General features: G+C 71.3%; 13 protein-coding genes. 1 reads left to right on the forward strand and 12 read right to left on the reverse strand.

Annotated features, from left to right (window positions below; translation table 11 throughout):
- Positions 1-2: 2 nt before the first annotated feature.
- Genes aceB through uraD form a run of 5 tightly spaced genes read right to left on the reverse strand, consistent with a single transcriptional unit; the run spans position 3 to position 4,660 of the window.
- Complete coding sequence (gene aceB / locus IH26_RS0125425) at positions 3-1,550, reverse strand: malate synthase A (RefSeq protein WP_030438748.1); 1,548 nt, start codon at positions 1,548-1,550, stop codon at positions 3-5.
- 49 nt (positions 1,551-1,599) lie between these two features.
- Positions 1,600-2,940, reverse strand: coding sequence for an 8-oxoguanine deaminase (locus tag IH26_RS0125430; protein WP_030438749.1), 1,341 nt, complete (start codon positions 2,938-2,940; stop codon positions 1,600-1,602).
- Positions 2,937-3,797 carry a factor-independent urate hydroxylase gene (gene pucL, locus IH26_RS0125435; protein ID WP_030438750.1) on the reverse strand — a complete coding sequence of 287 codons (861 nt, stop codon included), beginning with the start codon at positions 3,795-3,797 and terminating at the stop codon, positions 2,937-2,939. The genes IH26_RS0125430 and pucL overlap by 4 nt, the downstream gene beginning before the upstream one ends.
- 4 nt (positions 3,798-3,801) lie before the next feature.
- Entirely contained in the window at positions 3,802-4,164 is a 363-nt protein-coding gene (gene uraH, locus IH26_RS0125440) for a hydroxyisourate hydrolase (protein ID WP_030438751.1), read from the reverse strand.
- Complete coding sequence (uraD, locus tag IH26_RS0125445) at positions 4,151-4,660, reverse strand: 2-oxo-4-hydroxy-4-carboxy-5-ureidoimidazoline decarboxylase (protein WP_030438752.1); 510 nt, start codon at positions 4,658-4,660, stop codon at positions 4,151-4,153. Before uraD ends, uraH begins: the two co-directional genes overlap by 14 nt.
- 180 nt (positions 4,661-4,840) lie before the next feature.
- Between uraD and IH26_RS53980 the strand changes: the two genes are divergently transcribed.
- The gene (locus IH26_RS53980; protein WP_051808493.1) at positions 4,841-7,786 is read left to right on the forward strand and encodes an ATP-dependent RNA helicase; all 2,946 of its coding nucleotides are present in this window, start codon (positions 4,841-4,843) and stop codon (positions 7,784-7,786) included.
- Here the strand turns inward: IH26_RS53980 and IH26_RS0125460 are convergent.
- The 7 genes from IH26_RS0125460 to glgX all read right to left on the reverse strand — a co-directional run bounded on the left by IH26_RS0125460 (position 7,783) and on the right by glgX (position 19,254).
- Positions 7,783-10,107 (reverse strand): putative bifunctional diguanylate cyclase/phosphodiesterase, encoded by a 2,325-nt coding sequence (locus IH26_RS0125460; RefSeq protein ID WP_030438754.1) that lies wholly within the window; start codon positions 10,105-10,107, stop codon positions 7,783-7,785. The two genes, IH26_RS53980 and IH26_RS0125460, sit on opposite strands and share 4 nt — an antisense overlap.
- Before the next feature lie 92 nt (positions 10,108-10,199).
- Positions 10,200-10,919 carry a PP2C family protein-serine/threonine phosphatase gene (locus IH26_RS0125465; protein WP_030438755.1) on the reverse strand — a complete coding sequence of 240 codons (720 nt, stop codon included), beginning with the start codon at positions 10,917-10,919 and terminating at the stop codon, positions 10,200-10,202.
- Between the two features lie 70 nt (positions 10,920-10,989).
- Positions 10,990-12,012, reverse strand: a complete 1,023-nt coding sequence (locus IH26_RS0125470; RefSeq protein WP_030438756.1) for a hypothetical protein — start codon at positions 12,010-12,012, stop codon at positions 10,990-10,992.
- On the reverse strand, positions 12,009-13,115 hold the full coding sequence (locus tag IH26_RS0125475; protein ID WP_245665501.1) for a transporter substrate-binding domain-containing protein: 1,107 nt from the start codon (positions 13,113-13,115) through the stop codon (positions 12,009-12,011). The genes IH26_RS0125470 and IH26_RS0125475 overlap by 4 nt, the downstream gene beginning before the upstream one ends.
- 33 nt (positions 13,116-13,148) lie before the next feature.
- Positions 13,149-14,876, reverse strand: a complete 1,728-nt coding sequence (gene treZ / locus IH26_RS0125480) for a malto-oligosyltrehalose trehalohydrolase (protein WP_030438758.1) — start codon at positions 14,874-14,876, stop codon at positions 13,149-13,151.
- Entirely contained in the window at positions 14,876-17,143 is a 2,268-nt protein-coding gene (gene treY / locus IH26_RS0125485) for a malto-oligosyltrehalose synthase (protein ID WP_030438759.1), read from the reverse strand. Before treY ends, treZ begins: the two co-directional genes overlap by 1 nt.
- Entirely contained in the window at positions 17,143-19,254 is a 2,112-nt protein-coding gene (glgX, locus tag IH26_RS0125490; RefSeq protein WP_030438760.1) for a glycogen debranching protein GlgX, read from the reverse strand. The genes treY and glgX overlap by 1 nt, the downstream gene beginning before the upstream one ends.
- Positions 19,255-19,366 lie beyond the last annotated feature (112 nt).

Below are 19,366 nucleotides of genomic sequence, written 5' to 3' on the forward strand. Positions count from 1 at the left end.
GTTCAGTCGATCGAGTCGTAGGCCGCCGTGGTGAGGAAGTCGGCGAAATCGTCGGCCAGCGCGACCCGCTCGAACAGCTTGCGGGCGTCGTCGAAGCGGGACGCCGTCCACGCCTGGTCGCCGATCGCTTCGCGGATCTTGGCGAGTTCCTCGTCCTCGATCCGGCCGACCAGGTCGGCGGTGATCTCGGTGCCGTCCGGCAGGCGTACGCCGTTGTGGATCCACTGCCAGACCTGCGAGCGGGAGATCTCGGCGGTGGCCGCGTCCTCCATCAGGTTGTTGATCGCCACGGCGCCGTTGCCGCGCAGCCACGCCTCCAGGTACTGGAGGCCGACCGAGACGTCGTTGCGCAGGCCCGCCTCGGTGACCGCGCCCTCGGTGGCCGCCACATTCAGCAACTGCTCGGCGGTCACCGACACCTCGGGGCGCTGCCGGTCGAGCTGGTTGGGCCGCGCGCCGAGCACCCGGTCGAAGATCTCCTGGCAGACCGGCACCAGATCGGGGTGCGCCACCCAGGAGCCGTCGAAGCCGTCGCCGGCCTCGCGCTCCTTGTCCTCCCGGACCTTGGCCAGCGCCACCTCGTTGACCTGCGGATCGCGCCGGCTCGGGATGAACGCCGCCATCCCGCCCATCGCGAACGCGCCGCGCCGGTGGCAGGTCGAGACGAGCAGTTCGGTGTACGCGCGCATGAACGGCGCGGTCATCGTCACCGAGGCACGGTCGGGCAGGATCATCCGCGGGTTGTCGCGGAAGTACTTGATGATGCTGAACAGGTAGTCCCAGCGGCCGGCGTTCAGCCCGGAAATGTGCGGCCGCAGCGCGTGCAGGATCTCCTCCATCTCGAAGGCCGCCGGGATGGTCTCGATCAGCACGGTGGCGCGGATCGTCCCGCGCGGGATCCCGAGCGTGTCCTGCGCGAAGTCGAAGACGTCGTTCCACAGTGCCGCTTCCCGGTGCGACTCCATCTTCGGCAGGTAGAAATACGGGCCGCTGCCGCGCTCGAGCAGCTCGGCGGCGTTGTGGAAGAAGTAGAGCCCGAAGTCGACGAGCGCGCCGACGGCCGGCTCGCCGTCGACCGGCAGGTGCCGCTCGTCGAGGTGCCAGCCGCGCGGGCGCATCACGATCGTCGGGTAGGGGCCGCCGTTCAGCTCGTATGTCTTCTGCTCGGTCTCCAGCGTGATGGTCCGGCGGATCGCGTCGTACAGATTCCGCTGACCGTCGACGACGTTCGACCAGTGCGGGGTGTTGGCGTCCTCGAGGTCGGCCAGCCAGACCTTGGCGCCGGAGTTGAGCGCGTTGATGGTCATCTTGCGCTCGGTCGGGCCGGTGATCTCGACGCGCCGGTCCCGGAGGTCGGCGGGGGCGGGCGGGGCGGACCACTCGGCGGCACGGATGCCGGCGGTCTCGTCGAGGAAGCCGAGCGTGCCCCCGGCCGCGATCTCGGCGCGCCGCGCGGCCCGGGCGGCCAGGAGTTCGTTGCGCCGGGGGCGGAACCGGCGGTTCAGCTCCGCGACGAACGCCACGGCCTCGTCGGACAGGATCTCGGTCATCGCGACGGCTCCAATCGCATTGGTTACTCCCCAGTAGCTTAGCGGTACCTCACGTCAGCAGGCGACGGTGTGCGGCCGCGGCCGCACGTTGGAGAGTCTCCACGTCAGCGTGCACCAATTCGCCGCGCCGCACGACCGGACGGCCCCCGACCAGGGACAGCTCGACCGGCGCGGGCGGCCCGAAGACGAGCGCGGCCAGCCGGTCGTCGATGCCGTCGTGGGCCGGGCCGTCCAGCCGCCACACCACGAGATCGGCGAGCTTGCCCGGCTCGATCGACCCCAGGTGGTCCTCCCGGCCCAGGCACCGGGCGCCGCCCATGGTGCCCAGCCGCAGCGCCTCGCGGGCGGTCATCGCCTTCGGGCCGCCGCGCAGCCGGGCCGTATACAGCGCCTGGCGCAGCTCGGCGCCGAGGTGGGAGACCTCCTGCGAGGCCGCGCCATCGACGCCCAGTCCGACCGGCACGGCATGATCAAGCAGATCCCGTACCCGGGCCATGCCGGCCCCCAGCCGCGCGTTCGAGCTCGGGCAGTGCGCGACGCCGGTGCCGGTCGCGCCGAGCCGCTCGATCGCCGAGTCGTCGAGATGCACGCCGTGGGCCAGCCAGACGTCGTCGCCGAGCCAGCCGACGCGCTCCGCATACTCCACCGGCGTGCAGCCGAATTGCTTGCGGCAGAACTCGTCCTCGTCGTCGGTCTCGGCGAGGTGGGTGTGCAACCGCACGCCCTTGCGCCGGGCCAGCGTCGCGGCCTCGGCCATCAGCCGGGTGGTGACCGAGAACGGCGAGCAGGGCGCGACGGCGATCTGCAGCATCGCGTCGGGCGACGGGTCGTGCCAGCGGTCGATCGCCCGCTCGGTGGCGGCGAGCGCCTCGTCGGTCGTCTCCACCACGTTGTCCGGCGGGAGGCCGCCGTCCTTCTCGCTCAGGTCCATCGAGCCGCGGGTCGGGTGGAAGCGCAGGCCGATGCGGCGGGCCGCCTCGATCTCGGCCCCGAGCACGTCGCCGCCGTCGCGCGGGAAGACGTAGTGGTGATCCATGCTCAGCGTGCAGCCGGAGAGGGCGAGTTGGCCGAGCCCGGCGGCGGCCGAGGCACCGACGATCTCGGCGTCCAGCCGGCCCCAGATCGGGTAGAGCGTGGTGAGCCAGCCGAACAGGGTCTCGTCGACGGCCAGGCCGCGGGTCGCCCACTGGTAGAGGTGGTGGTGCGTATTGATCAGGCCGGGGGTGACGAGGCAGCCGCTGCCGTCGAGCCTTTCGCCCGATTTGTCGAGGGCGGGGCCGGCGCCGACCGCGTCGATCCGACCGTCGTCACCGAGCACGACGTGGCCGCTCGGGTGATAGGTGTCTTTTTGGTCCACGGTCGCGATCGCGACGTTCTCGATGACGATCACTGGTACCACTCCGCCGTGGCCGGGGGCGCGTCGTCACGGGTCACGGTGCCCTCGATCAGGCCGTACGGGCGGTCGCCGGCGATGAAGACCTCGTTCTCGTTGGCCAGCCCGAACGGGGCCAGGTCGACCAGGTAATGGTGTTTGTTCGGCAGCGCCAGGCGGATCTCGGCGATCTCCGGCCGGGTGGAGAGGACGTAGCTGCCCATCGCGAACAGCGTCTGCTGCAGCGAGGAACTGTACGTGTTGACGAACGCCGTGGTCAGCGCGTCGAGGGCGCCGTGATAGGACGCCGCCCAGTCGCCGGCCGGGGCCAGATGTCGCCAGCGGGCGTCGACGGCGGTGGCCAGGATGCGGTCGCGGGTCTCGGGCAGCGTCGTGTAGCGGTCCTTGATGAAGCCGTGGAACTCGGACGCCGTCGTGTTCATCAGGGTCAGGCCGGTCACGCCGGAGACCACCTGCTCGTCGCCGGCGGTGGCGACGACCTGGGCGATCCTGGTCTGCGCGCCCTCCCGGCGGAACGAATGCGGCCCGAGACGGTCCCACCCGTACGACTCGATGGTGATTTTGACCTGGTCTATCTGCCCTTGAGTTTTCCGGAAGTGGCGGGCGAGCAGCAGCGCGAACTCCTCCGGCTCGCCGACGCCGTGCTGCTTGGCGAACGCATACACCGTGTTCTTCATGGTGTCGGTGGGGAGCACGCCGGTGTTGTCGCCGGTCAGGTGGGTGGCGGCAAGGTCGCCGGCGAGCGCGACGCTGACATTGAGATCGGTCAGCGAGTGCGTCCCGCCGTCGCGGGTCACGCGGACCAGGCGCGTCTCCGCCTTGCCGTAACGGTTGGGTCCGAGCACGATCGCCACGGCGTCAGCTCCCTCGATAGGTGGTGTAGCCGAATCGGCTGAGCAGCAGCGGCACGTGGTAATGCCGCTCGGGGTCACGGACGTGGAAGGCGACGGTGACCTCCGGGAAGAAGCAGTCCTCCCCCAGGTAGGGCTCCACGTAGAAGAACAGCCGGTAGCCGCCGGCCTGCCACTCGTGCAGCGGCACCCGATAACGAAGGCGGCCGTCGGAGTCGGTGCGGCCCTCGTCGATAATGCGCCAGCCCGACGAGTCGCGCCGCTCCAGCCGCACATACACGTTGCGGGCGGGCTCGCCGGTCACCGTGTCCAGGATGTGCGTCGAGATCTTGGCGTGGAACTCCGGCTCCGTGCCGTCATCGGAGGGCATCGAGCACCCGCTCCAGCCGGAGCAACGCGATCTTGCGCAACTCGTCCGCCACGATCACCCGCTCGGTGTCCTCGTCGTTGGCCAGCCGCTCGCGCGCTTCGGCCAGGATCTCCTCCTGCGTCCGCCCATTGGCAAAGATCAAGAACACCTGACCGAACCTGCTTTCGTACGTCCGGTTGGCGTCGGCAAGCGCAGCCTTGGTCAGCTCGTCGGCGCTCCGCGCGGCGGCCGCCTGCTCCTGCCGCGACCAGGACGCCTCCGCCGAATCACCGCTCGCCCGCTCCCCGATCCGCGGGTGGGCGGACAGCGCGACCCGCACCTCGTCCCAGCTCAGCGCCCGGGCGGCGGCGTCGCCCGCATCGATGATCTCCAGTCGCTCCCGGTAGGGCCGCTTGGCGAGAACGGCGGCACCCCAGCCCGGGGCGGCGCAGCAGGCACGCAGCTGCGCCTCGAGGCGGGCGGCGGGCAGCCTGTTGAAGACCTCTACAGCGTCCATCCGACGACCCCTTCCCGATGTCGATCAGTCAAGCAGGCCCGCTCACGTGAGTGCAGACCTTTGGGCGGGAATTAACAGTCCCGTTCCGGTTGCCGCAGACCTTGCCACCCGGGTCCGACAGTTTTTCGGGCGGACCCGACCGGCCTCAGTTTTGTCGGACCCCTGCGGAAGGATGGGTCCGTGCTCATCCCCGACGCGTCGCTGCCCGATCTGCCCATCCGGCCGGTTCTCCCCGAGCTGCGGGCGTCGCTGGCGGCCGCGGGCGCGTCGGTGCTGGTGGCGCCGCCCGGCACCGGCAAGACCACGCTGGTTCCGCTTGCGTTGAAAGGGCGGGTCGTGGTCGCCGAGCCGCGCCGTCTCGCCGCCCGGGCCGCCGCCCGGCGGATGGCGTCGCTGCTGGGCGAGCGGGTGGGCGACCGGGTCGGCTTCTCGGTGCGGGGCGAGCGCCGCGTCTCCCGCCGCACGATGGTCGAGGTGGTCACCACCGGCGTGCTGGTCCGCCGCCTGCAGCGCGATCCCGAGCTCGCCGGCACCGCGGTCGTGATGATCGACGAGTGCCACGAGCGCCATCTCGACACCGATCTGGCGCTGGCCTTCCTGCTTGAGGTGCGGGCGGCGCTGCGACCCGACCTGCGGCTGGTGGCGGCCTCGGCGACGGCCGACACGTCGGTGCTCGGCCCGGTCCCGGTGGTGCGGGCGGAGGCGCGGCTGTTCCCGGTCGAGGTGCGTTGGGCGCCGCCGCCGGCCCCCGTCCGCCCGCCGCTCGGGCTCCGGGTCGACCCCCGGCTGCTCGATCACGTGGCGGCGGTGGTGCGCCGAGCCCTGGCCGAGGGCGACGGAGATGTGCTGGTCTTCCTCCCCGGCGCGGGAGAGATCGACGCGGTCGCGAGCCGGCTGGGCGGCCTCGGCGGTTCGGGCGGCGTCGGCGGTTCGGGCGGCGTCGGCGGTTCGGGCGATCTCGGCGGTTCGGGCGATCTCCGCGGCCTTGGCGGTTCGGGCGATCTCGGCGTCGAGGTGCTGGCGCTGCACGGGCGGCAGCCGGCGTCCATTCAGGATGCCGCCCTGCGCCCGGGCTCGCGGCGCCGGGTCGTGCTCGCCACCGCGGTGGCGGAAAGCAGCCTGACCGTCCCCGGGGTGCGGGCGGTGGTCGATGCCGGGCTGAGCCGGGTCCCACGGATGGACCATGCGCGCGGCCTGGGCGCGCTGGTGACCGTGCCGGTGTCGCGGGCCGCCGCCACGCAGCGAGCCGGCCGGGCCGGGCGGGAGGCGCCGGGGCGGGTCTACCGGTGCTGGCCGGAGGCGCAGCACGAGCGGTTGCCGGCCCAGCCCGAGGCGGAGATCGCGGCGGCCGACCTGACCGGGTTCGCGCTCGACCTGGCGCTGTGGGGTCATCCGGACGGCAGCGGGCTGGCCTTGCCCGACCGGCCGCCCGCGGGGGCGCTGCAGGCGGCGGTGACCACGCTGCGCGATCTCGGGGCGGTCGACCAGGACGGGCGGATCACGGCCCGGGGGCGGGCGCTGGCCGATGCCGGGTTGCATCCGCGGTTGGCGCGAGCGCTGCTCGACGGGGCGCCGGTGGTGGGGGCTCGCCGGGCCGCGGAGATTGTGGCGCTGCTGGACGACGAGCGGGCGGTGTCGGATGACGTGGTGACGGCCTGGCGACGGGCGCGGTCGGCCAACGAGCCGTCTTGGCGCGGCGAGGTGCGACGGCTGACGGCGGCGTTGAGTCGCTCCCCCGGCGACGACGTCGAGGTGCCGGAGGTCGCGGATGTCGCCTCGGGTGATGACACGGACATTGCCGAAATGCCGGGCGCAATGGGCTCGGGGGCTGTGGATAACGGCCGGGAATTGTCGGGGCTAGGTGGTTTGCTTGGCCCCACCCAGAAGGGTGGGGGCGGTTCGCGGCCGGGGCGGGGCGACTCGCGACCAGCGCCGGGCGACTCGCGACCAGCGCCGGGCGATCCGCGACCAGGGCCGGGCGACTCGCGACCAGCGCCGGGCGATCCGCGACCAGCGCCGGGCGACTCGCGACCAGCGCCGGGCGATCCGCGACCAGCGCCGGGCGACTCGCGACCAGCGCCGGGCGATCCGCTGCCGGGGCCGGGCGATCCCCAACCGGGGCCGGGCGATCCGCGGCCGGGGCGTCACCTGCCTGACGATCTTGCGGCGGGGCTGATCGTCGGGATGGCGTATCCGGAGCGGGTTGCGCGGGTGCGGGCGGCCGGCGGGCGGGGCTATCTCATGGCGGGCGGGACGGAGGGCGAGCTCTCCCCCGGGAGCGGGCTCGCCGGGGTGGGCTGGCTCGCGGTGGCGTCGGCCGATCGGGTGGCGGGGGCGCGGACGGCGCGGATTCGGGCCGCGGCGCCGCTCGACGAGGAGACGGCGGTGGAGGCCGCGGGGGCGATGCTGTCCGAGTCGACCGAGATCGGCTGGGTCGACGGTGACGTGGTGGCGCGCAGCGTGCGGCGGCTCGGGGCGATCACGCTGGTCGAGCGCCGGCTCGCCGAGCCCGATCCGGCGCTGGTGCGGGCCGCACTGCTGGACGGGTTGACGAGAGCGGGGCTCGGGCTGCTGACCTGGACGCGGGGCGCGGTCGAGCTGCGGGAACGGCTGGCGTTCGCGCACGCCGCCCTCGGTGAGCCGTGGCCGGATGTCAGCGACGAGGCGCTGCTCGCCCGGGCCGAGGAGTGGCTCGATCTCGGCTCCGCGCGGCGGCGGGCCGATCTGGCCAAGCTCGACGTGACCGCCGGGTTGCGAAAAATGCTGCCCTGGTCGGTGGCCGGGCGGCTCGATGAGGTCGCGCCGGAGCGGCTGCCGGTGCCGAGCGGGTCGCGGGTGCGAGTGGACTATTCGGACGTTGCCGCGCCGGTGCTGGCGGTGAAGGTGCAGGAGGCGTTCGGGTGGCAGGACGCACCGCGGCTGGCCGGCGGGCGGGTGCCGGTGCTGCTGCATCTGCTGTCGCCGGCCGGGCGGCCGGTCGCGGTGACCCGGGATCTCGCGTCGTTCTGGCGGCAGGGGTATCCGCAGGTTCGCGCCGAGCTGCGGGGGCGCTATCCGCGGCATCCCTGGCCCGAGGACCCGACCACGGCGGAACCCACCCGCCGCACCAACGACAAAAGAACCTAGGTGAGCTGCTGAAGCGGGGACGGACCGGGCTGGGCCGGAATGCCGGGCGGCGCCTTGAGACGGTGCAGCGGCCCCGGCTGCCCGTAGAGATAACCCTGACCGTACGGGCACCCCAAGGCCGACAGCGCCGCTCCCCGGGACGCCGTCTCGATGCCCTCGGCCACCACGTCGATCTTCAGCTCGTGGCAGATCGCCAGCACCGAGCGGCACAATGCCGCCGCCCGCTCCGGGTCGGTGTCCACATCGGTCAGTGTCGAGTCGAGCTTCACGATGTCGATCGGCAACGAGTGGAGCTGCGCCAGCGCGTTGAAGCCGCTGCCGAAGTCGTCCAGCGCTATCCGGGGGCCCAGCGCCCGCAGCCGCGAGGCCGCGGCGGACGCCACCGGCAGGTCCTCGATGCGGTGGGTCTCGGTGATCTCGATGATCAGGCGGGACGGCGGCAGGTTGTGCCGGGACAGCGCGGCGCGTACCGCCTCCTCCAGACCGGTCTGGCCCAGGCGGGCGGCCGACACGTTCACGTGTACGTCGATCGGCCGTCCGTAGATCAGCGCCAGCCGGGAGGCATCCGCGCACGCCTGGTCCAGGACGAAGTTGTCGATCGCCGCGACCTGGCCGGTGCGCTCGGCGATCGTCACGAACGCGTCGGGGTGGACCGGGCCGGCCGCCAGCGTCCAGCGGGCCAGCGCCTCGACCGCCACCGTCGCCCCGTCGGTCAGGCGGACGATCGGCTGGTAGTAGACCTCGAAACCGTTCGCCGCCGGCCGGCCGCCCGCGGCCAGCGCCTGGGCCAGCAGGTGCGGCATGTCCGCGTTCGGGCCGCCGTCCGGGTTCCCGGCGTACCGGGCCAGCGACCCCTTCCCCCGGCGCTTGCTGACGTACATCGCCGCGTCGGCCCGGCGCAGCAACGCGTCCGCCGACATCGGCTCGCCCGCGTCGGGCACCACCAGGCCGATGCTCGCTCCGACGCCGATCCGGTGCCCGTCGATCGGGAACGGCTCGCGCAGCGCGGCCAGGATCCGGTGCCCGGCCGGCTCCGCGTCGGCGGGGTGATGGTCGAGCAGCACCGCGAACTCGTCGCCGCCGAGCCGGGCCACCAGGTCGTCCGGCGAGACGCAGCCCTGCAGGCGCTCGGCGATCGCGCGCAGCACCCGGTCGCCCATCGCGTGCCCGAAGCTGTCGTTGACCAGCTTGAAGTCGTCGAGGTCGGCGAACAGTACCGCCACCGCCCGGCCGCGGTGCCGGTGCGCGTCGAGGGCGAGCACCAGCCGCTCGCGGAACAGCGCCCGGTTCGCCAGGCCGGTCAGCGAGTCGTGGTAGGCCTGATGGTGCAGCCGCTGCTGCCCCTCGGAGACCCGGTCGAGCAGCACCGTGTTGTCCACGATGGTGAACATCTGCCGGGCCACCACCAGGCCCAGCCCGAGCCAGCCGAGGTAGGCCTCGAACGGCGACAGCGGGTTGCCCGCCCCGGTGCTGATGGCGATCACGATGCCGGTGGCGGTCACCGGCACGTACGGCAGAAGCAGGTGCAGCCAGTCGCGCTCGGCCACGTCCGCGATCGGAGCGTCCGGGGCGGCCGGGCGGCTCGCCGCGGCCAGCGCCACGAAGCCGCAGCCGATCAGGTAGCCCGCCGACTCGAGCGGCGTCAGCGCCCCCTCGCCGAGGCACATCAGCCGCAGCGAGTCGCTGACCAGGAAGCCGGCCAGCGCGATGCCGACCAGGTGCAGGGGCAGCCGCGTGACCGGCGAGCCGGGCCGGGTGAGCAGCAGTAACAGGACCATGGTGAAAAGCAGAAGATCAGCGATGGGGTACGCCACGGCCAGCCCCAGCACGAGCGAATCCTGGCCGGCCCGGTCGAACGCCGAGCTGGGCATGATCGACCAGCCCAGCGCCAGCAGCGAACCGGCGATCAGCACACTGTCGATCAGCAGCGCGATCTGGTCCCGCCGGGCCGAGGCGGGCACCGGCCGGGGCCGCGCGTAGGGGACGCTGAGCAGCGCGATCATCAGGCACGCGGGCAGCACCAGGAAGCCGATGTCGATCGGCGAGGCGATCGGCCGGCCCGGGTCGACCACGTCGAACGCCACCGCCCACAGGCGGATCGCCGCCCACGCGACCAGGCCCACGCCGACGAGGACGCGCCATCGCCGCTGGACACCCGGGCTCCGGCGGGCCGCCGCCGAGAAGCACACCCCGGCCGCGGCCAGCCCCGCGACCGCCTGCACGATGTCGTCGAACAGTCGCCAGTGTCGCTCCCCGACGAGTTCGCCAAGCGCCACCGCCCCCAGGACGAGCGTCAGCGTGACGAACAGTCGCGCTCTCATCCACCACCACCCGCGAAAGCTGCGAACAGCCGCGGGCCCCCTGATCCGCGACCGGAGTAACGTACCGCAATCAGCGAATGATGACGCGTGGCTCAGTCCGTTGTCAGATCGGCGACAATCACCGTGACGTTGTCCGGGCCGCCGCCACGCAGCGCGAGGTCGACCAGCCGCTCGGCGCAGGACTTCGGGTCGGGGGCGGCGAGCATCTCCTGCTCGATCGTCTCGTTGCTGACCACGGCGGTGAGCCCGTCGCTGCACAGCAGCCAGCGGTCGCCGTTCTCCGGCTCGACGATCACGTACGCCGGGCTGACCGGCTCGCCCTGCAGCACCCGGGTGACCACCGACCGGCGCGGGTGGCCGGCCGCCTCCTCCGGCTTGATCAGACCCTGGTCGACCAGCATCTGGACGTACGTGTCGTCCTTGGTCAGCTGGTTCAGCCGCCCGTCGCGCAACAGGTACGCCCGGGAGTCGCCGACGTGCGCCATCGCGGCGCGCGTGCCGGAGAAGATGACCGCGGTGAGCGTGGTGCCCATGCCCTGCAGCTCGGGGTCGGCGACCACGTGCTCGGCGATCCGACCGTTCGCGACCTCGAGCGCCCGATGCAGCGCGTCCATCTGGTTGTCGTTGTCGATCGGCACGTCTAGGCCGGTCATCGACTCGATGGCGGTGCGGCTGGCGAGATCACCGGCAGCCATCCCGCCCATGCCGTCGGCAACGACGAGCAGGTGGTCACCGGCGTAGTAACAGTCCTCGTTGTTGCTGCGGACGTGTCCTTGGTCGGTGACTGCCGACCACCGGAGGTGCAAGGTCATGGCGTGCAGCTTCCCAGATCACGGCGAGCCTGTCTGCACGAGGGCGGCGGCGCGTCGCCAAAAAGGGGGTTCAGCTGGGATTCAAGGGGCGTCCTAGACATCTGGGGTCTACCTCGCTGTCGCGGTGGGTGGGAGCGATCCAGGAAAGCGCCGACTCCTCCACCTGCCACCCGCGCACGGAGACGGCGCTGTCCGGCGGCCGCACCGGCTCGGGGCACAGGGTCTTGGAGCGGACCTTGTTGTTGTCGAGGAACAGCACGTCGCCGTCGCTGTTCAGCATCGTGGTGGAGGTGTCGTCGACCGAGATGAGCTGGCCGCGGATCACCTGGTCGGGCCCCTTGTCGGCGGCGACCTCGACGGCGCTGTTCGGCAGCACCGGCGCGCGCAGGAAGATCACGCCGACCGCGATCGGGGCGACCAGCGCGGCGGCGACCGCCGGCCAGTGCGTGACCAGCCGGGCCGACCAGCGCGGCACCGGCCCGGTGAGCAGCGGCCCGAGCAGCGGCGGCACGCCGAGCAGCACGGCCGTGGAGACCTCGCCGCGGCGCAGCGCCGAGACGATGCCGGGCCAGACGAAGATCAGCACGAGCAGGCCGACCAGCACCGGCACGCCTGCCGTGATCCACAGCATCAGCCAGCGCTCGGCCCGGAAGCGCAGCACCGCGGTGACGCCGAGGATCGAGACGACCAGCATGCCGAGGGTCGGCAGCAACTTCAACTGCCAGGTGAACGCGGCGAGCACGGTGGCCAGCAGCACCACCCAGTCCGGCATCCGCAGCGCGGTCACCGCCAGCAACGACCGGCCGGCGTCGTCCGGCTCGCTGATCAGCAGGATGCCGCCGAGCGCCTTCAGCACCAGGATCACCGCGGGCACGGTCCAGATCAGCGTGATGAACAGGGCGCTGATCATGCCGAGCGGGCTGATGTACTGCACCAGCAGCAGCATCGTGGGCAGGTCCTGCCGGCTCAGGTACCACAGCCGCAGGACCAGCAGCAGCAGCGGGAAGGCCGGCAGCACGGTGAGCAGCCAGTTGAGCTGCGCCCGGCGCCGGCGCGGCGGGATCGGGCCACCCTTGACCACGAGATCGGTCACGGGAGGTCGTTCTCCCAGGGCAGCTGCCGCACGTCGGGGCGGCCCACCGGCGGCTGCTCGGCCACCGCGAGCGGGGTGGGCAGGTTCTTGGCGATCTCCGGCTGGATGTTGTTCTGATAGGCCATTTCCCACCGGTCGTCGTGCGGGTCCTTCCACGACTTGTAGAGCGTGACGTTCACCAGCGTCTGCAGCGCCTTGTTCTCGCCGACGTTGATGCCCCACTGCTCGCTGGTGTCCAGCCCGATGTCCCAGTGGTGGATCGTGTCGCCGGAATCCCGCGCCTTGTAGCCGCCAAGGATCGCCGCGTCCGTGCTGATCGCCTCGACCTGGTGCTTGTGCAGCAGGTCGAAGCAATCACTGACCAGGTTGCGGGTGACCACGATCGCCCTGGCCTGGGTGAGCGCGTTGGTGCTGGTCGACGCGGAGAGCGAACAGACCTTCTTCCCGGCGAGGTCGTTGAACGTGTTGACCGGCGGGTGTCCCTCGAGAGTCACCACCGACTGCTCGGTGTAGAGATAGGGACCGGCGAAGTTGACGCCGGCCATCGCTTTCCGCTCGGCGGTGATGCTGTAGCTGGCGATCACGAGCTTGACCGGCACGCGCTGCTGGTTCGCCGGGTCGGTGGCCTGCATGCGGGCCCGGTCCTCGCTCTCGATCGCGTAGAACCTGACCTCCTGCCGGCGAAAGCCGAGATCCTCCGCGATCATGTACGCGATGTCGATGTCGAAGCCGCTCCACAGGTTCAGCTTCTTGTCGTAGTAGCCGATGCCCGGCTGGTCGCCCTTGACCCCGACGGTCAGCACCGGCCAGCCGGCCACGCCCGCGTCGGCGCGCAGCTGCGCGATCGACGGCGGCCCGCTGCCGATCACCCGGATCAGGGCCAGCACGAGGGCGAGCACCAGCGCCAGGCCGAGCCCGGCCAGCCGGAAGACGGCGAGGTTGAAGCGTGGCGGCGGTTCCATGATCGGCTCGGGCGGGGGCGGCGGCAACTGCCGGTCGGCGGCCTCCCGCTCGTCGATGTCGCGCACGGCGATGTCTTCCGGGCTGGGAGGCGTACGCCGCCGCACCGGCCAGGCGAACCGGCTCGAACCGCGCTCCGTCATCGCCCCATCGTGCCCTATCGACCCGATCACGGTTCAGCGGGCGGCGACCACCACCGCGCTCTCGGCGGGCAACTCCACCCGATCGCGTTGCAGGACCACGCCCGGCGCGGTGGCCAGCAGTACCTTGCTCGGCACCGACCGCAGGCTGACCGTCTGCGGCGCCGGCGCCAGGTTGGCCGCGACCACGCACCCGCCCCGGCGGATCACCACGAAGTTGTCGCCGTGCCAGACCTCGACCCGCGAAAGCCACGGGTCCGACAAGTCCGAATACTGCCGGCGGAGCGCGATCAACCTCTTGTACAGCGCCAGGATCTCGGCGTGTTCCGGCTTGGCCGACTCGTCCCAGTCCAGTTTGGACCGCTCGAAGGTCGCCGGGTCCTGCGGGTCGGGCACATCGGCCGAGGCCCAGCCGTGCGCCGCGAACTCGCGCCGCCGCCCGGTGCGCACCGCGTCGGCCAGTTCCGGCTCGGGGTGGCTGGTGAAGAACTGCCAGGGGCTGCTGGCCGCCCACTCCTCGCCCATGAACAGCATCGGCGTGAACGGGCCGGTGAGCAGCAGCGTCGCCCCGACCTTGAGCAGCCCGGGCGACAGCAGCGCGGAGATCCGGTCACCGATCGCCCGGTTGCCGATCTGGTCGTGATTCTGCAGGAAAGCGACAAAGCGGTGGCCTGGCACAAAAGAGCGGTTGACCGGCCGCCCATGGTGCCGCTGCCGGAAGCTCGACCAGGTGCCGGCGTGGAAGAACGCGCCCTCGAGCACGGTCCGCAGGCAGTCCAGCGACCCGAAGTCGCCGTAGTAGCCCTGCCGCTCGCCGGTCAGCAGCGTGTGCAGCGCGTGGTGCACGTCGTCGTCCCACTGCGCGGTCAGCCCGAAGCCACCGGCCTCGCGCGGGGTGATCAGCCGCGGATCGTTGAGATCCGACTCGGCGATCAGCGAGAGCGGCCGGCCGAGGTGCGTCGAGAGCGTCTCCACCTCGACCGCCAACTGCTCCAGCAGGTTGACCGCCGAGTGGTCGACCAGCGCGTGCACCGCGTCCAGCCGCAGGCCGTCGACGTGGTAGTCGCGCAGCCACATCAGCACGTTCTCGGCGATGTAGCGGCGCACCTCGTCGGAGAGCGGGCCGTCCAGGTTGATCGAGTCGCCCCACGGGTTGGAACCGTGCTTGCTGAGGTAGGGGGCGAACATCGGGGCGTACGCGCCGCTGGGCCCGAAGTGGTTGTAGACCACGTCGAGGACGACGCCGAGCCCGCGCGCGTGGGCGGCGTCGACGAACCGCTTGAGCCCGTCCGGCCCGCCGTACGGCTCGTGCGGCGCATACCAGCAGACGCCGTCGTAGCCCCAGTTGTGCGAGCCGTTGAAGGCGTTCACCGGGAGCAGTTCGACCAGGTCGACGCCGAGGTCGACGAGGTGGTCGAGCCGCTCGATCGCCGCGTCGAAGGTGCCGGCCGGGGTGAACGTGCCGACGTGCAACTCGTACAGAATCGATCCTGGCAGTTGCTTTCCGGTCCAGGCCTGATCGGTCCAGGCGAAGGCGGAGTGGTCATAAACGCGGCTCGGACCATGCACACCGTTGGGCTGCCAAGGCGACCGAGGATCGGGGAGCGGTCCTGGCGAATCAGACAAAACGTAGGCGTAATCCGTGCCCGGCGGAGCCTCAGAGGAGAGGCGCCACCAGCCGTCGTCGCCGCGCTCCATCGCGCGCTCCTCCCCCGCCACCAGAAGCTTGACCGTCTTCTCGGGGACCCACACTTCGAAGAGCATTATTCTTTCACCAGGAGAGCGACGGGATAGATGCGCAGCAGTTCGGCCACCGCCAGGCGGTTCCCGCCGTAGCTCGTCCCGGTGAAGACTTCCGTCCAGCTGTGGCCGTCGAGTGACAGGGTGGTGTCGCCCCAGCCGCCGTGGCGTGACAATCCGACCGGCAGCCGGGTGGCCAGCGTGACCACGCCGCCCCGGTCGAAGGCCAGGGCGTGCTCGCCGACGCGGCCCTCGGCGAAGACCGGGCGGTAGCCGGTGAACAGCTCGGGCCGCTGCCGGCGCAGGCGCAGGGTACGGCTGGTGACCAGCAGTTTCGCCGCGCCCGAGTCGTCGACCGGCGGCAGCCAGCCATCGTCCAGCCGGGCCAGCAGCGCACGCCGGGCCGGGAAGTCGACCGGGCGGCGGTTGTCCGGGTCGACCAGCGAGTAGTCCCACAGCTCGGTGCCCTGGTAGACGTCGGGGACGCCGGGCATGGTCAGCTGCACGAGCTTCTGGCCGAGCGAGTTCGACCAGCCGGGCGGGGTGATCGACGCGACGAACCCGGTGACCTCGCGGTGCAGCGCCGGGTCGTCGAAGATCTTGTCGACCATCCCCCGGACGAGGGCCTCGAACTGCTCGTCCGGGTGCTGCCAGGTGGTCGCGGTCGCGGCCTCCCGGGCTGCTTTCACCGCGTAGGCGAATAGCCGCTCGCGGGAAATCGGCCAGGAACCCACCGCGGCCTGCCAGATCAGATGGGCGAGCGACGGGTCCGGGAGCGGCGCTATCCGCACCCACCGGCGCACCACCTCGGTCCAGTCGCCCGGCACCTCGGCCAGCACCGCGAGCCGTGCCCGCACGTCCTCGCTGCGCTTGGTGTCGTGGGTGGACAGCGCGGTCATCGCCCGCGGCCAGTCGCGCAGCCGCTCCTCGTTGGCCTCGTGGAACTCGTCGAAGGTCACGCCGAACTTGGCCGGGTCGTTGCCGACCTCGTTGCGCGCGGTGAACCTGGTCCAGCGGTAGAACGCGGTGTCCTCGACGCCCTTGGCCATCACCGCGCCGGTGAACTGCTGGAATCGGAGGGCGAGCTCGTCGGCGGGGTTGCGCAGCCGCGCGGTGAGCGCCTCGAGGACCGGGATGAGCTGCGGGCGCCGGCGTCCGGCCTCGGCGCGGGCGCGGGCGAGGTGCCGCGCGCCGAACGGCAGGTAGGACCGATAGACCGGGAAGCAGGCGGCCAGCTCGGCCAGGGCGCGGGGTGCGCCTTCGATCTCCGGTACGAGCCGGGCGAGCCGCGCCAGCTCCGCGGCGAGCAGCGTGGTGGCCGCGGCCAGCTTCGCCTCGTGCACCTGGTCCTGCCACGACGTCTCGGTCCCGGTCAGATGGTGCTGCAACGTGTCGAAGAACGCCGCGGTGGACGGGTCGACGAAGACGCCGCAGACCTCGTCGAGCGCGTCGTAGCCGGTGGTGCCGGCGACCGGCCAGGGCGGCAGCCGCTCGCCCGGCTCGAGGATCTTCTCGACCACGAGCCAGGCGCCGGGGGCGGCCTCGCGCAGCCGGGTCAGGTAGTCGCCGGGGTCGCGCAGGCCGTCCGGGTGGTCGATCCGGAGGCCGTCGACGATGCCCTCGCGGTGCCAGCGGAGGATCTCGGCGTGCGTGGCGTCGAACACCGCCTGGTCCTCGACGCGCAGGCCGGCCAGGTCGGCGATGGAGAAGAACCGGCGGTAGTTGAGCTCGCGGTCGCCGCGGGTCCAGTTGGCCAGCTCGTAGTGCTGCCGGTCGTGGACCTCCCGCGGGCTGCCGTCGCCGGTGCCCTCGGCGATCGGGTAGCGGTGGTCGTAGTAGCGGAGCTCGCCGTCCTCTACGGTCAGTTTGTCCACTTCATCCGGCTCGTCCGCCAGAACCGGTATCAAGATCCGCCCCCGCGACCAGTCGATGTCGTAAAAGTCGGAAAATTCCGATTTTTGGCCGTTTTTCAGGACGTCCCACCAGGTCGGATTGGCGTGCGGGACGGCCACCCCAGCATGGTTGGGAACGATGTCGACGACGAGACCCAGCCCGGCCGCGCGGAGCGTTTCGGACAAATCCGTTAAGCCGGAAGTGCCGCCGAGGGCGGGGTTGACGAACCGGTGGTCGACGACGTCGTAGCCGTGCTGCGACCCCGGGACGGCCGTAAGAATCGGCGCGGTGTAAAGGTGACTGACCCCGAGATCGGCCAGATAGTCGGCCAGCGCACCCGCCGCCGACAACGGGAAATCAGGGCGGACCTGGACCCGATACGTAACGGTTGGGGGCATCAGACCGTCCTGTCCAAAACGATGAGCGATCGGTCCGGGACCCAGATCTTGCTGCCGGCCTCGACCACCTGCGGCCGGTCCGGCGAGGGCTCGGCCGTCTCGATGACCTTCTCCCACTTCTCCCCGTACTCGGCCGGGGGCGTGGCGAACTCGATCGGCGCGTCGTGCGCGTTGAAGAAGAGCAGGAACGACGAGTCCACGTGCCGCTGGCCGTACTGGCCGCGCTCGCGGATGCCCTCACCGTTGACGAACAGCGCGACCGCCCGGCCGAAGTCGTTGCCCCAGTCGTCGCCGGCCATCTGCCGCCCGTCCGGGGTGAACCACTCCAGGTCGGGCAGTGGGTCGCCGCCGCCGCGCGCGGTCACCGGCAGCCCGGTGAAGAACCGCCGCCGCTGGAACACCTGGTGCCGGTGGCGGAACGCGGTCAGCCGACGGGTGAACTCCAGCAGCTGCTCGTCGGAGCGCTCCCAATCCACCCAGGCGATCTCGTTGTCCTGGCAGTACGCGTTGTTGTTGCCCTGCTGGGTGCGGCCCAGTTCGTCGCCGTGGGAGATCATCGGCACGCCCTGCGACAGCATCAGCGTGGCCAGGAAGTTGCGCCGCTGCTTGGCGCGCAGCTGCAGGACCTTGGGGTCGGTGGCCGGCCCCTCGGTCCCGCAGTTCCACGACCGGTTGTGGCTCTCGCCGTCCCGGTTCTCCTCGCCGTTGGCCTCGTTGTGCTTGTCGTTGTACGAGACCAGGTCGGTCAGCGTGAACCCATCGTGCGCGGTGACGAAGTTGATCGAGTGGAACGGCTTGCGCCCGTCGTCCTGGTAGAGGTCGGCGGACCCGGTGATCCGGGAGGCGAACTCGGCGAGCGTGGCCGGCTCGCCCCGCCAGAAGTCCCGTACGGTATCGCGGTATTTGCCGTTCCACTCGGTCCAGTTCGGCGGGAAGTTGCCCACCTGGTAGCCGCCCGGCCCGACGTCCCACGGCTCGGCGATCAGCTTCACCTGGCCGACCACCGGGTCCTGCTGCACCACCTCGAAGAACGTGGACAGCCGGTCGACGTCGTAGAACTCGCGGGCCAGCGTGGAGGCGAGATCGAACCGGAACCCGTCGACGTGCATCTCGGTCACCCAGTAGCGCAGCGAATCCATGATCAGCTGGAGGCTCTGCGGGCTGCGCACGTTCAGGCTGTTACCCGTTCCGGTGTAGTCCATGTAGAACTGCGGCTGGTCGTCCACCAGGCGGTAATACGTACGGTTGTCGATGCCCTTGAGGCTGAGCGTGGGACCCAGGTGATTGCCCTCGGCGGTGTGGTTGTAGACGACGTCGAGGATGACCTCCATGCCGGCCTTGTGCAGGGCCTTGACCATCCCGCGGAACTCCTGGGTCTGCTGGCCGAGCGTGCCGGTCGACGAGTAGCCCTGGTACGGCGCGAAGAAGCCGAGCGTGTTGTAGCCCCAGTAGTTGCGCAGGCCGAGGTCGTGCAGCCGGTTGTCGTGCACGAACTGGTGCACCGGCATGAGCTCGACCGCGGTCACCCCCAGCCCCTTGAGGTGCTCGATGATCGCCGGGTGGCCGAGCGCCGAGTAGCTGCCGCGCATGTCCTTGGGCACGTCCGGGTGTCGCTCGGTGAGCCCCTTCACGTGCGTCTCGTAGATCACCGAATGGTGGTACGGGATGTCCGGGCGGCGGTCGTTCCCCCAATCGAAGTACGGATTGACCACCACGCCCTTGCACATGTACGGCGCCGAGTCCAGATCCGACATCTGATCGGGGTTGCCCAGCTCGTAGGCGTACAGCGACGGGTGCCACTGGATGTCCGAGTCCACCGCCCGGGCGTACGGGTCGAGCAGCAGCTTGTGCGGGTTGTAGCGCAGCCCGCGGCCCGGCTCGTACGGCCCGTACATCCGGTAGCCGTACCGCTGGCCCGGCTCGACGCCCGGCAGGTAGGCGTGCCACACGAACGCGTCCTGCTCGTGCAGCTGAACCTTGCGCTCGTTGCCGGACGGATCGAAGAGGCAGAGCTCGACCGCCTCGGCCCCCTCGGCGAAGATCGCGAAGTTCGTGCCCGTGCCGTCGTACGTGGCACCCAACGGGTACCGGTGACCAGGCCAAACCTGCATGTTGAGCTCCCACCCCTCGTCGGCGCCACGCAGCTTGCCCGCCGGCCGTCCGGCGTAATCCTGCGCGGCCGCGTCAGCGGTCATTCTCACCGATCCGCCCGGCGGCATCCGC

The organism is Actinoplanes subtropicus (assembly GCF_000721705.1).
Classification (GTDB): Bacteria; Actinomycetota; Actinomycetes; order Mycobacteriales; family Micromonosporaceae; genus Actinoplanes; species Actinoplanes subtropicus.

What these genes read in the sequence shown, in the direction of transcription:
- aceB (WP_030438748.1), bottom strand. Translation starts at nt 1,550, where the DNA reads ATGACCGAGATCCTGTCCGACGAGGCCGTGGCGTTCGTCGCGGAGCTG.
- uraH (WP_030438751.1), bottom strand. Translation starts at nt 4,164, where the DNA reads ATGCCCTCCGATGACGGCACGGAGCCGGAGTTCCACGCCAAGATCTCG.
- uraD (WP_030438752.1), bottom strand. Translation starts at nt 4,660, where the DNA reads ATGGACGCTGTAGAGGTCTTCAACAGGCTGCCCGCCGCCCGCCTCGAG.
- IH26_RS0125460 (WP_030438754.1), bottom strand. Translation starts at nt 10,107, where the DNA reads ATGAGAGCGCGACTGTTCGTCACGCTGACGCTCGTCCTGGGGGCGGTG.
- IH26_RS0125465 (WP_030438755.1), bottom strand. Translation starts at nt 10,919, where the DNA reads ATGACCTTGCACCTCCGGTGGTCGGCAGTCACCGACCAAGGACACGTC.
- IH26_RS0125475 (WP_245665501.1), bottom strand. Translation starts at nt 13,115, where the DNA reads ATGACGGAGCGCGGTTCGAGCCGGTTCGCCTGGCCGGTGCGGCGGCGT.
- treZ (WP_030438758.1), bottom strand. Translation starts at nt 14,876, where the DNA reads ATGCTCTTCGAAGTGTGGGTCCCCGAGAAGACGGTCAAGCTTCTGGTG.
- treY (WP_030438759.1), bottom strand. Translation starts at nt 17,143, where the DNA reads ATGCCCCCAACCGTTACGTATCGGGTCCAGGTCCGCCCTGATTTCCCG.
- glgX (WP_030438760.1), bottom strand. Translation starts at nt 19,254, where the DNA reads ATGCAGGTTTGGCCTGGTCACCGGTACCCGTTGGGTGCCACGTACGAC.